Source organism: Pseudolactococcus insecticola (genome assembly GCF_011170065.1).
Taxonomy (GTDB): domain Bacteria; phylum Bacillota; class Bacilli; order Lactobacillales; family Streptococcaceae; genus Pseudolactococcus; species Pseudolactococcus insecticola.
The window spans coordinates 25,856-38,893 of the sequence record NZ_BLLH01000007.1 but is presented as its reverse complement, the minus strand read 5'-3'; the positions used below and the strand labels follow the sequence as shown (position 1 = coordinate 38,893).

Here is a 13,038-nt window from a genome sequence, read left to right as displayed (position 1 = left end):
ATGATGACCTCCTTTATAGGTATAAATGAGTTAGTCAGCGCTTTTATTGTAGTTGAAAAGCGGGCTGACGGGTTTGTTTTCGTGGATGCGAATGATGGCGTGGGCAAGGAGCGGCGCTGCGCTCAGATACTGCACTGCCGCAGGTTTTGGTGTCTCAGTCTTAACGGAGTCTGTAACGAGGACTTCCTTGATGTCAGCAGCGTCAAGACGCGCAGCAGCACCAGGTGTGAAAAGACCATGCGATGAAACAGCGTAGACTTCTTTTGCACCAGCGTCACGAACAATCGCAGCAGCACTTGAAAAAGTTTTGCCAGTGTTTAGGATGTCATCGATGAGAATGACGTGCTTATCCTTGACATCGCCAATGACATAACCATTTTCACGCTGTTGATCATCGTCAGCATAATCAACGATGGCAATCGGACTTTCCAAGTATTCTGCAAGGGAGCGAGCCCGTTTGATACCAGAATTTTTAGGAGCCACAACGACAACGCCATCACCAGCGAGCCCTTTCGCACGGTAGTACTCAGCAAAAAGTGGCACGGTGAAAAGGTTGTCTGCAGGGATATCAAAGAAGCCTTGAACTTGGACGGCGTGAAGATCAAGCGTCAAGATACGATCAGCACCTGCCTCAGTCAGCATATTTGCAACGAGTTTTGCTGTGATAGGTTCACGTGGTGACGCTGTACGGTCTTGACGCGCGTAGCCGTAGTAAGGCATGACAACATTGACAGAGTTAGCACTTGCACGTTTACATGCGTCAATCATAATCAGCAACTCCCAGAGGTAAGTGTTGACAGGGTAAGAAGTTGATTGGATGATGAAAATGTCGTAGCCACGCACACTTTCTTCAATATTAATCTGGATTTCACCGTCAGAAAACTGCTTAGATGAGATTTTTCCAAGGGGAATACCTGAGTTATCAGAAATTTTTTGAGCCAACTCCAAGTTGGAATTGAGTGAGAAAAGTTTGAGGTGCTTGTCTTTGTAAGTCATTTTCGTCCATTTCTACAAATAAATTTACTGATTCTATTTTACCAAAAAAATGGGGAAAATAGTAGTGCTACCTATAGTCAAATAAAATAACAAGTTTGTGACCTTTGTGAAAACCTTAATTATAACTTGACAAGATTTTTAAGACGTGATAAAATTGTTATTGTAAACGATTTCAGAAATCAAAAAACGTTTCAGAAATTCGGACTATACCAAATTGGAAAAAAGGAGATTTTTTAACAATGAAAAAATCTAAACTCATCTCACTTCTTGCAGTTTCTGCATTGTCAGTCACTATTTTGACAGCTTGTGGCGACTCTGACAGCAAATCATCTGATGATAAAACAACAGCAAGCTCAACTGCGAAAACTGCTGAAGCATTCACTGGCGCAACAGCTGGAACTGACAGCTTTGATACGCTGACAAAAGCTGTTGCTGCTGATGGTGCTTGGCTGAATGGTATCACGAAAGACCTTGATGCGTCTGGCAAAACTTTGACAGTTAATGGTCTCTTTGCAGGTGACGGTCAAGTCAATCGTGAACTTGCGCTTTACAAATCTAATCCGACAACACACAAACCTGACGCAACTTATACACTGACAGTTGCAAAATTGGTCGTTAAATCACCAAGCTTTACCATTGCACAAGGGACAGTCAAAGGTGACGTTTATGTCAATGCACCAGGGTTCAAAATTGAAGGAACTGGTAAAGTTGACGGCAACTTGATTTTTGCTTCTGACGACCTTAAAACAGCTTATGAAGCACTTGATGCTACTGACAAAGGAACTGTAACAGGTACTGTCAAAGTCGAAGCTGCTGATGTGACTGCTGTTAAAGCTGGTGCCATTTCAGTTGCTGCAAAAGGTGGCGAAATCACTTACAATAAAATCACTGATGCCAAAACTGGTGCAACAGCTGGTACTGACAAATTTGCAACATTGTCTGACGGTTTGAGCAAAAACGGAGGCTGGCTTGGTGCTGCAAACACTGACATCGATGCGTCTGGTAAAACATTGACAATCGATGGAACTTTCATTGGCTCTAAAGGTACTATCGCGCGTAAAGTGGCGCTTTATGATCAAAACTCTGATCACCAAGTGACAAAAACTTACACAGTAACTGTGGCTAAAGTAGTTGTCAACTCACCATATACTGTTATCGCAAATGGTGGCATCAAAGGTGATGTTTACGTGAGCAAAACAGCAACAGGTTTTGCCGCACAAAATGGTAAAGACACAACTGGTAAACAAGTCACGGCTAAAATTGATGGTAACTTGTACTTTGCAACACAAGATCAACTCGACGCTTACAACAAACTTGACGCAACTGCTAAGTTTGATGTAACAGGTGAAACTGCCGTTAAAGCTGCAAACTAATCACGTACATGAAACATCTAAAAACGCTCTCGGGCGTTTTTTTATTGACCGAAAACAGGGAAAAATAAGCGATTTTGTGGTAAAATAGGACTAATCATATAAAATCCAGAAATGAGAAAATAAATGACAGATTATCAATTTTATCCTGAGTTGGATGCGCGTGTACAGGGCTTTGTGGCGCGTGCAGGTAATTTTATCGATGATATTGGCTTTGTGCATGCCCTTCATGCCTTTCCAGTGGTCGCAGTCGCAGAACCGTTTGTCGTACCAATCGAAGACAAAAAACTGATCCCAGTTTTTACAACGGCTGAGGCACTTGAGACATTTAAATCAAATATTACTGAGCAGCTGACTTATGTCAATAAAAACTTCATGTCAGTCGTTAGTGACTTGGTTGACCAAGAATTTGACGCGATTGCATTCAATCTTCAGCCAGCAGGACAAGATGCCGCTAACACGACCATGTTACCACGTGAGCACCTGGTGCCTTTTATCAATCGCTATACTGACGTTTTGAACAAGCTTTTTTCACCAGAAAATCAAGCAGCAGCACAGGCTGACAAGTACTATCTGATGCCAGCATTTACAAGAACGACACCTGAAGATGAAGTCGCACGTATCTTTGCTACCTTGTCAAATCCGAGTGGTGAGAGTTTTGTTCCAGTATTTAGCAACCTGCTTAGTTTTGCCAAATGGTACAATAACGAAAACTTTGGTCAACCTTTCCAAGAAAATAATGGCGTCGTGCTGACTTGGCAACTCAAAGACATCCAAAATCCATCGACTGGTTTCAATGAATTAGACGATGTGATTGGTGTCGCTGTCGATCCATTTGACGCAGAAAACTATGACGAATCTGTTATTTTATGGGCGGATTTGAACAAGTAAGGCTGGGAAGAACAAGTAGAAAACTAAAGAAAGGGGCTAGCTTATGGGATTTTGGCAAGAGGCGTTTGCAGCAGTCAAAGAAAATGACCCTGCTGCACGCTATAATCTAGAAATTATCTTGACCTATCCAGGCGTCAAGGCACTTGCTGCGCATAAAATTTCACATTTTTTGTGGCAGCATGATATCAAGCTATTGGCGCGGGTGCATGCACAGTTTTGGCGTTTTTTGACGCAGATTGAGATCCACCCAGGTGCTGAGATTGCAAACGGTGTCTTCATTGACCATGGCTCAGGCCTTGTCATCGGCGAGACGGCTGTGGTAGAAACAGGCGTTAAACTCTATCACGGCGTGACGCTTGGTGGCACTGGAAAAGATACGGGGAAACGGCACCCGAGCGTTCGGCGTGGTGCGCTGATTTCAGCCCATTCACAACTGTTAGGGCCGATTGAAATCGGTGAATATGCGCGTGTTGGTGCCAGTGCTGTCGTGACAAAAGACGTCCCTAAGCGCGTGACGGTTGTCGGTATTCCGGCAAAGATTGTGCGTGTCCATGGTGGGGATACACCTGAGCGCAACTGTGCTCAACTTGAGCGTGAGCGCCATGTGAGTTTTTATGATCATATGGGTGGGATTTAGTTGATTTTTGGGAAAAGCTGGTCAAATTGGGGATGAATTAGGAGAGAAATATGATACAACTTTACAACACATTAACCAGAGAAAAAGAAGTTTTCCAGCCGCTTGAGGCGGGTAAGGTCAAGATGTATGTGTGTGGTCCTACGGTTTACAACTATATTCATATTGGCAACGCCCGTTCTGTTGTCGCTTTTGACACCATTCGCAAGTATTTTGAATACCGTGGCTTTGATGTGACTTTTGTGTCAAACTTTACAGATGTGGATGACAAAATCATCGCAGCTGCAAGTAGTCAAAATATCTCAATTGACACACTTGTTGAGAAATTTATCGCAGCATTTTATGACGATACACAAAATCTTGGCGTAACAAAAGCAACGCGTAATCCGCGCGTGTTGGAGTTTATGCCTGAAATTATCACCTTTGTGCAGACGCTTGTCGATAAGGACTTTGCCTATGTCGATGAAGCGAGTGGTGACGTGTTTTTCCGCGTTAAAAAATTTCCAGACTATGGTAAATTAGCCAATAAAAATCTTGATGAGCTTGAAATCGGCGCATCTGGACGGACGGACTCTCTCGTGCTTGCAAAAGAAGATCCGCTTGATTTTGCTTTGTGGAAATCAAGCAAGCCTGATGAGCCTGCCTGGGACTCACCTTGGGGAGCTGGACGTCCTGGTTGGCACATTGAGTGTTCAGTCATGGCAACTGAGATCCTGGGTGATACGATCGACATCCATGGTGGTGGTGCTGACCTAGAATTTCCGCATCACACCAATGAAATCGCACAGTCTGAAGCGAAAACAGGTCATAAATTTGCTAATTATTGGCTGCATAATGGTTTTGTTACAGCAGCTGACGGCGAAAAAATGTCGAAATCTTTGGGAAATTTCAAGACGGTTCATGACATGTTAGACGTGATTGACGGGCAGATTCTGCGTTTTTTCTTAGTGAGTCAGCACTATCGTAAGCCACTTGCGTTTACAGATGATACTATAAAAGATGCTGAAAATAATTACACAAAAATCAAAAATGCCTATGAAAAATTGACTTTTGAAATCGCACAAAATCAAGTCGCATCACAAGTGCCAGATCAAAAAATTGCTGATTTTAGAGCTGAGTTTATCAAAGAAATGGACGATGACTTCAACATTGCAAATGGCTTGAGCGTTTTTTATGATTTGATCAAATATGTGAATTTAGGACATTATTCGACAGAAGCGCTTACTTTTTTCGAGGAGGTACTTGCGATTTTGGGCCTGTCATTCGCTGAACCTGATCTGCTTGACGATGAGGTAGCTGAGATTGAAAAGCTGATTGCGGAGCGTCAGATTGCACGGGAAGTCCGCGATTTCGCGCTTTCTGATAAAATACGAGATGATCTGAAAGCACAGGGCATCTCGCTCTTAGATACACCAGACGGTGTGAGGTGGACACGTGACTAATTTTGACCCAAAGTTGCTAAATGGCATTGCGCTTGCCTATGCGGGGGATGCTGTTTACGAAGTTTTTGTCCGTGACTATCTGCTTTCACAGGGGATTACAAAACCTGGTGCCCTTCAAAAAAATGCTGTCCGATTTGTTTCAGCAAAAGCGCAGGCCTATTTGATCTCTGAGATGGAAAAAGAAGATTTTTTGACGGAAGAAGAGCTTGTCTATTTTAAGCGTGGGCGTAATGCGCATAGCAAAACGACTGCTAAAAATACAGATGTCGTTACCTATCGTATCTCGACAGGATTCGAGGCTGTCTTTGGCTTTAACCATTTGACGGGAAATGGTGAGCGGGTGGTAATACTCGCTAACTACTGCATTTCGAAAATTTCTGAGCAAAATTTATGAAAAATCCCAACATTTTCTGTAAAATAGAAAATAACAAGAGGTTGGGACATATGTATAGAGTAGTTGAGATGCACGGGGACAATGAACCGTGGTGGTTTTTTGAAGATTGGCAAGACGATATTGTTGCAAAGCATGAGTTTGAAACTTTTTATGAGGCGCTCAGCTTTTATAAAGAAGAGTGGCAACGTTTGTCGCAAGAATTTTCAGATTTTAAGAGTCAGGCAGATTTTATGTCAGCCTTTTGGACGAAGTCAGAAACGCGATGGTGTTTGGAATGTGACGAGTTTTTACAGCAGTATCATGGCCTAGCTCTTCTTGAAGACTGGCATATGGTCGAGTCTTTTCCAAAAAGAATGCCCTATGATAGAAGATCTGGCGCCGCACCGCACAATCATTGTAGTTTGAAAAGATTAGAATTCTAGATTCTAGTCTTTTTTGTTGCTGTCTCGGATTTTATTTTAAATATTGCTTATTTTATGAGATAATTATGATAGAAAGAATAATAGAAGAGGTCTAGGATGGAAAATAGAATTCAAGTAAAAAAAAGCCTACTTATGTTTAGTGTCATCACAATCGCCCTAGTCATCGGTTTTCTCACCTTTCAGACGGGGCGTGTGGATGCGGATACGACGTCAGAAAACAGCTACCAACTGTCAGCTGAGTTGTTTGACGCGGATTTTCAGACTGATACCTTGATGGGTGCGGAGTTTGGTTTGTCAGAGACGCCAGATTTCTCAAATCAAATCATCTTGACAAGTAATCAAAAAGGTCTTCTGACGGATCATACGGGACAGAAAACAGAATTACTTGCAGATAAAACGTATTATTTGCGGGAAAATTATGCACCGATTGGCTTTGAAAATCTGCTCTATCTCTATCAGATAAAAATCGCTCAGGATGGTAAGGCGCAGGTGTCGCTCGTAAAGTCTGACGGTACAAGTCTTGAAAAGGTACCTGAAAATATCGATCTTGGCAGTGTCACAGCAGACAAGCAACTGACACTTAACCTGCTCAATACGGCACCTTACCGCGTGAATCTCGCAGGTGCGCTCAAATCTGAATTTACCATCAGAAGCTACACGCGACCTGCACCAGAGACATTGGACGCGAAAAAGCTGGCCTTGAGTGACGCAGCATTTAACAAAAAAGCGACCTATACACCACGCAAGCTTGCGCGTGGTACGGTCTATCTGCTCACGCCAAAAGATCAAACGCTTGCCGATTATTCGATTGCCCTTTACAAAAATGAGGCGCAACAAATCGAGGTTAAAAAAGCCATTCTGGTCAATGGTAGCTGGCACTTTGAGCGTTATGACGACAGTTTGATTGAATCGAACATTGACACGCAGACTACTGAGGCAATCATCATTTTAGAAACGGTCATGAAGACACCGATATTGCTAAAAACCACTATGGTGAGTCTATCTAAAAGTTCAATCGTTGTGATAATTCTTGCCATTATGAGTGGTGCAGGTATCGTCTATCTCTGGAAAATAGGTAATCAAGTCAATCAAACAAAGTAAAACACAAGTAAACACAGTAAAAATGCTGTGTTTTTTGCCGCCAAAAAAAATCTTGAAATTTTCGTACAAAATAGTTTACAAGTGTAAATTATTGTGATAAAATTACATTTGTAAACATAAGACGAGGGTATTAAAGAGTTCATCGAAATAGTTTAAAGGCTAGCGGTGAGCCCACAAAGAAGACGTTCTAAAAATTTTATTTAATCATAGGAGAAAAATTATGTCATTCTTGGAATCACTTGCAAACCGCCGCTCAATCTACGCATTGGGTAAAGTCGTTGACGCAAAACAAGCAACAGAAACAATCAAAGAAGCAGTAAAATTGTCACCATCAGCTTTTAACAGCCAAACATCACGTGTTTTGGTGCTTGCTGGTGCTGAACATGACAAACTTTGGAATGAAATCGTAGCAACTGATCTTAAAGCTGAAATGGACCGTCAAGGTGTGCCTGAAGCTGCTTGGGAAGGTACTAAAGCTAAACTTGATGGCTTTGCTGCTGCTGGTTTGACTGCCCTTTTCTTTGAAGACACTGATGTTGTGAAATCACTTCAAGAACAATTCCCGCTTTACGCTGATAACTTCCCTGTTTGGTCAGAACAATCAACTGGTATCGCATCAGTTAATGCTTGGGTTGCCTTGAGCGAACTTGGTCTTGGCGCTAACTTGCAACATTACAATCCAGTTATCAACGATACTGTTGCTAAAACTTACGATATTCCTGCGTCATGGAATCTTCGTGGTCAACTCGTTGTTGGTTCACCAGAATCAGGCGTTGATGCTAAAGAATTCATGAACGATGACGATCGTTTCAAAGTATTTGGTGCTTAATTAACACACTAAATTTCGGACAGAAAAAGCCGACCACATGTTTGTGGCTGGCTTTTTTAATGCCTTTTATGATAATAACCGGTTGACAGCCGCAACTGACAGCCGTTCTTGCGTCCAAACGCGGTCAGACTTGTGAAAATTGATGGTAAAGCCGTCAAATTCGTGATAGTTTTTGATCAAGAGTTCGATTTCGGACTCGATTGAGTTTAGAAACATGCAAAACGGTGTTGTCGGAAGCATGGTGATGTCGATTTGCTTCTTAGCTTCATCGACTGTCACTGCCTCAACAATACCCATATCCACGATATTAAGGTGGGTACAAGTGTCAACGACATTTTCTAAACATTCTTCAACGTTATCTTTTAGGTTCATAGACTTCCCTTCTTTCATATTCATTTTTTAATCTTAATTTCATTATACCTTGTTTGTGAAGGCTTTCAAAGTGATATAGTATCTGAGGAAAGTCGGATTTTTTGATGGCAACTTGACAAATAGTTTAGCACGTGTTAAACTATTTTTAGTAAAATATCTAGAAAGTATCACATGGCCGAATTTTCAAAAACTGAGCAAGATTATCTCAAAGCCATCTACCAACTTCAGCAGTCGCAAGAGACGGCAGATGAGTTGGTGGGGGTGACGGATATTGCAAACTACCTCAAGGTTTCTGCGCCGAGTGCGACGGAGATGATCAAGCGTCTTGCCAAAAAGGACTTGATTGAACATAAAAAATATTACGGTGTATGTCTCAAGTCTGAGGGATACAAAGAAGCACGTTTTATCCTCAAATCTCATCGGGTTTGGGAGACATTTTTGGTGGCAAAAGCTGGCTATGACTTAGACGAAGTTCATGCTGAGGCTGAAAATCTGGAGCATTCGTCATCACGAAAATTGATTGAGCGCTTGCATGCGTTGATGGCCTATCCAGCGACAGATCCGCATGGCTCAGAGATTCCACAGGAACATTTTTGGCAGGATGAAATCATCCAGCTGAGCTTAACTGCGGCAAGTGTCATGGTGGGTGAACGCTACGAGGTCAGAGCGCTAACTGCAGCCGTACGTGAGTTTCTGTCAGAACTCGAGCTCTCAGAGCCAAAGTTCATCACGCTTTTGAGTATCTTAGCTGATGGCTCATTTGTCGTCAAAACTGATGACAATGCTAGATTTGTCATCCCGCATTTTCAAAAAAAGGACTGGCAAGTTAATTATTATAAATGATGTTAAAAAACGAAAGATTAGAAATTAGGAAACATGACTGAACACAAACATTTCATAGAATACGCAAATGGTCCGAGCCTTGCTGAGATAAATGAAACGGTTGAGGTCCCCCAAAGTGGGAATTTCTGGCGGAATTTGCTCGCTTTTTCTGGCCCTGGGGCGCTTGTTGCCGTGGGTTATATGGATCCGGGTAACTGGGTCACGTCTATCGGTGGTGGCGCTCAGTATGGCTACCTGCTATTATCTGTCGTATTTGTGTCGAGCCTGATTGCCATGCTGTTACAGTATATGGCATCAAAACTTGGCATTGTGACAGGACTTGATCTGGCGCAAGCGACACGCAAACATACCGGAAGAAAGCTCGGTCTAGTCCTTTGGATCGTGACAGAGCTTGCCATTATGGCGACAGACATCGCAGAAGTTATTGGTGGTGCGATAGCACTCAATCTACTTTTTGGCATCCCAATCGTCTGGGGCGTTGCGCTCACTATACTTGACGTCTTTTTGCTCTTACTGCTGATGCGACTGGGCTTTAGAAAGATAGAAGCGATTGTCATTACGCTTATCACTGTCATCATGGTGATTTTCATCTATGAGGTTGCAATTTCAAACCCTGCGATTGCCGACGTCATGAGCGGATTTATCCCACAAAAGGAAATCCTCAACCGTGGTCAGTTGACCATGGCGCTGGGGATTGTCGGTGCAACCGTTATGCCGCATAACCTCTATTTGCACTCGTCTATCGCGCAGTCTCGCAAGTATGACCGCAGAGATGAAGAAGCCGTTGCGCGTGCCGTTCGATTTTCGACTTGGGACTCAAATATCCAGCTGACCATCGCTTTTATCATCAACACCTTGCTCCTAGTCCTTGGTGCATCTATGTTTTTCGGGCGTGGCGAAGGTCTTGGTACTTTTACGTCATTGTACAATGCTCTTCAGGATAATAAACTTGCAGGTGCTGTCGCAAGTCCGATTTTATCAACGCTATTTGCCGTAGCCCTGCTCGCATCTGGTCAGAACTCGACGATCACAGGCACACTTTCTGGTCAGATCGTCATGGAAGGTTTTATCAATCTCAAAATCCCGTCTTGGGCACGCCGGTTGATCACGCGAAGCCTATCTGTGATTCCCGTTCTGATCGCAGCGATTTATTATCATGGCAGTGAAGGCGGGCTTGACAGACTCATGGTCAACTCTCAAGTCTTTCTATCAGTTGCACTCCCAGTATCTATGATACCGCTTGTTTACTTTACAAGTAGCGAAAAAATCATGGGCAAACGCTTCAAAAATAACAAAGTCATTGCCATACTAGGCTGGCTTGCTGCAATCGGTCTGACGCTTTTGAATGTCAAGCTGATTCTCACGATGTTTTGAGTTGACAACTGTCAAAAAAGCGCTATAATAATGAGTGAGATATGTCAGATATAAGTTGATAGCACAAGCGAGCAAGGGACGGTGGAAGCCTTGCCACGTAACGTATCTGATACTACTCGGCTTGACCTATGCATCATTTAATAAAAATGTAAAGCAAGACTTGTAACTAATCCTTACACGCTAACCACGTTACGGTCATATGAGTTTTTTATCAGCAATGATGAAAATAAATTCAGGTGGTACCACGTTTTGACAAGCGTCCTGTGTTCTTTATTTGAAGAATGCAGGACGTTTTTGTATGATTTTGTAAGTAAAAAGAAAGAGGTTTTTTATATGTTAAACATTACTTTTCCTGACGGTGCTGTCAAACAGTTTGACAGTGGCGTTACAACACTCGAAATTGCTGAGTCTATCAGCAAATCACTCTCAAAAAAAGCACTCGCAGGCAAGTTCAATGGTAAGTTGATTGATGTGACACGTGCCATCATTGAGGACGGCACAATCGAGATCGTCACACCTGATCACGAAGATGCTCTGCCACTTTTGCGTCACTCAGCAGCACATTTATTTGCCCAAGCAGCACGCCGACTCTTCCCTGAGATTCATCTAGGGGTGGGACCGTCGATCCAAGATGGTTTCTACTACGATACTGACAATGCCGCAGGCCAAATCTCTGATGAGGATCTGCCACGCATTGAAGCAGAAATGATGAAAATCGTCAAAGAAAATCACCCGTCTACTCGCCGTGAAGTTTCAAAAGCTGAAGCGCAAGAAATCTTTGCCGCTGATCCTTACAAGCTTGAGCTCATTGATGAGCATAACGAAGATGAAGGCGGCCTTACCATCTATACCCAAGGCGAATACACAGACCTCTGCCGTGGGCCACACGTGCCGTCGACTGGTCGGATTCAAGTCTTTCACCTGCTCAATGTTGCGGGTGCTTACTGGCGTGGTAATAGCGACAATGCCATGATGCAACGTGTCTACGGCACAGCTTGGTTTGACAAAAAAGACCTCAAAGCTTATCTGAAAATGCGTGAAGAAGCTAAAGAACGTGATCACCGTAAACTCGGTCGCGAACTCGATCTCTTTATGGTCAATCCTGAAGTAGGCTCTGGCCTGCCATTTTGGCTGCCAAACGGTGCGACAATTCGCCGGACGATTGAGCGCTATATCGTCGATAAAGAAATCGCACGTGGCTATCAACATGTCTACACGCCAATTATGGCGAGCGTTGATTTTTATAAAACATCTGGTCACTGGGATCACTATCATGAAGACATGTTCCCACCAATGGACATGGGAGACGGGGAACAACTTGTTTTGCGCCCGATGAACTGCCCTCACCATATCGAAGTTTACAAAAACGATGTCCACTCATATCGTGAGCTGCCGATTCGTATTGCTGAGCTTGGCATGATGCACCGCTATGAAAAATCTGGTGCACTTAGCGGCCTGCAACGTGTGCGTGAGATGACCCTCAACGACGGTCACGTCTTTGTTCGTCCAGATCAGATCAAGGACGAGTTTAAGCGCACACTTCAGCTCATGACAGACGTCTATGAAGACTTTAATATCACAGACTACCGTTTCCGCCTATCATATCGTGATCCCAAAGACACGCATAAATACTTTGACAACGACGAGATGTGGGAAAATGCCCAAACCATGCTCAAAGCAGCCATGGACGAGCTTGAGCTTGATTACTTTGAAGCAGAGGGCGAAGCTGCCTTTTACGGACCAAAACTCGATGTTCAGGTCAAGACAGCCCTTGGCAACGAAGAAACACTCTCAACGATTCAGCTCGACTTCCTATTGCCAGAACGCTTTGAACTTGAGTATATCGGTAAAGACGGTGAAGGACATCGTCCTGTCATGGTTCACCGTGGCATCGTGTCAACCATGGAGCGCTTTGTTGCCTATCTGACAGAAGTCTACAAAGGTGCCTTCCCGACGTGGCTTGCACCAACACAAGTAACGGTTATCCCCGTTTCAAACGAGGCGCATGTTGACTATGCTTGGCAAGTCGCTGATGCCCTAAAAAACGTCGGTATCCGTGTCAATGTGGATGAACGCAATGAGAAAATGCAATATAAAATCCGCCAATCACAAACGCACAAAATCCCTTACCAAATCATCGTTGGGGACAAGGAACAAGCTGAAAACACAGTCAACATCCGACGCTACGGCAGTAAAGAAACTGCAGAGTACAGTCTAGCTGATTTTGTCAAAGCAATCAGCGAAGACGTCGCCAACTATTCCAAAGTGGCAGAAGTTACTGAAGATTAAATCGCAAAAACACCAGCTGGCGTGATAAAGTTGACTTTGATCAGCGGTATCAGACAATCATATCTGGTTTTGCCTACTAAA

Annotated in this window: 13 protein-coding genes; 11 read left to right on the top strand and 2 right to left on the bottom strand. The window is 43.4% G+C overall.

Annotated elements, in window-relative coordinates; translation table 11 throughout:
* Positions 1-30 precede the first annotated feature (30 nt).
* A complete protein-coding gene (locus Hs20B_RS06795) occupies positions 31-996 on the bottom strand; it encodes a ribose-phosphate diphosphokinase (RefSeq protein WP_172356909.1) in 966 nt (321 codons plus the stop codon).
* Between the two features lie 239 nt (positions 997-1,235).
* Here Hs20B_RS06795 and Hs20B_RS06790 point away from each other — a divergent pair, with 239 nt between their 5' ends.
* From Hs20B_RS06790 to Hs20B_RS06755, 8 genes are all read left to right on the top strand, one after another.
* Positions 1,236-2,369 carry a hypothetical protein gene (locus Hs20B_RS06790; RefSeq protein ID WP_172356907.1) on the top strand — a complete coding sequence of 378 codons (1,134 nt, stop codon included), beginning with the start codon at positions 1,236-1,238 and terminating at the stop codon, positions 2,367-2,369.
* 123 nt (positions 2,370-2,492) lie between these two features.
* The gene (locus Hs20B_RS06785; RefSeq protein WP_172356905.1) at positions 2,493-3,257 is read left to right on the top strand and encodes an SseB family protein; all 765 of its coding nucleotides are present in this window, start codon (positions 2,493-2,495) and stop codon (positions 3,255-3,257) included.
* 43 nt (positions 3,258-3,300) lie between these two features.
* The gene (gene cysE / locus Hs20B_RS06780) at positions 3,301-3,894 is read left to right on the top strand and encodes a serine O-acetyltransferase (protein ID WP_172356903.1); all 594 of its coding nucleotides are present in this window, start codon (positions 3,301-3,303) and stop codon (positions 3,892-3,894) included.
* Between the two features lie 50 nt (positions 3,895-3,944).
* Entirely contained in the window at positions 3,945-5,333 is a 1,389-nt protein-coding gene (cysS, locus tag Hs20B_RS06775; RefSeq protein WP_172356901.1) for a cysteine--tRNA ligase, read from the top strand.
* Complete coding sequence (locus tag Hs20B_RS06770; RefSeq protein ID WP_172356899.1) at positions 5,326-5,727, top strand: Mini-ribonuclease 3; 402 nt, start codon at positions 5,326-5,328, stop codon at positions 5,725-5,727. The genes cysS and Hs20B_RS06770 overlap by 8 nt, the downstream gene beginning before the upstream one ends.
* A 50-nt stretch (positions 5,728-5,777) precedes the next feature.
* Complete coding sequence (locus Hs20B_RS06765) at positions 5,778-6,149, top strand: DUF1033 family protein (RefSeq protein ID WP_172356897.1); 372 nt, start codon at positions 5,778-5,780, stop codon at positions 6,147-6,149.
* A gap of 96 nt (positions 6,150-6,245) precedes the next feature.
* On the top strand, positions 6,246-7,250 hold the full coding sequence (locus Hs20B_RS06760; RefSeq protein ID WP_172356895.1) for a SpaA isopeptide-forming pilin-related protein: 1,005 nt from the start codon (positions 6,246-6,248) through the stop codon (positions 7,248-7,250).
* A 220-nt stretch (positions 7,251-7,470) separates the two neighbouring features.
* Positions 7,471-8,079: a nitroreductase family protein gene (locus Hs20B_RS06755; RefSeq protein WP_172356893.1), complete on the top strand. Its 609-nt coding sequence runs from the start codon at positions 7,471-7,473 to the stop codon at positions 8,077-8,079.
* 66 nt (positions 8,080-8,145) lie between these two features.
* Here Hs20B_RS06755 and Hs20B_RS06750 read toward each other — a convergent pair whose 3' ends face one another.
* Positions 8,146-8,451, bottom strand: coding sequence for a metal-sulfur cluster assembly factor (locus Hs20B_RS06750; protein ID WP_172356891.1), 306 nt, complete (start codon positions 8,449-8,451; stop codon positions 8,146-8,148).
* Positions 8,452-8,622: 171 nt separating this feature from the next.
* On the opposite strand from Hs20B_RS06750, the gene Hs20B_RS06745 reads away from it, so the two are divergent.
* The 3 genes from Hs20B_RS06745 to thrS all read left to right on the top strand — a co-directional run bounded on the left by Hs20B_RS06745 (position 8,623) and on the right by thrS (position 12,957).
* The gene (locus Hs20B_RS06745; protein WP_172356889.1) at positions 8,623-9,294 is read left to right on the top strand and encodes a metal-dependent transcriptional regulator; all 672 of its coding nucleotides are present in this window, start codon (positions 8,623-8,625) and stop codon (positions 9,292-9,294) included.
* A 33-nt stretch (positions 9,295-9,327) separates the two neighbouring features.
* Positions 9,328-10,668, top strand: a complete 1,341-nt coding sequence (locus tag Hs20B_RS06740; RefSeq protein WP_172356887.1) for an Nramp family divalent metal transporter — start codon at positions 9,328-9,330, stop codon at positions 10,666-10,668.
* Positions 10,669-11,001: 333 nt separating this feature from the next.
* Entirely contained in the window at positions 11,002-12,957 is a 1,956-nt protein-coding gene (gene thrS / locus Hs20B_RS06735; RefSeq protein WP_172356885.1) for a threonine--tRNA ligase, read from the top strand.
* The last annotated feature ends 81 nt before the right edge of the window (positions 12,958-13,038 follow it).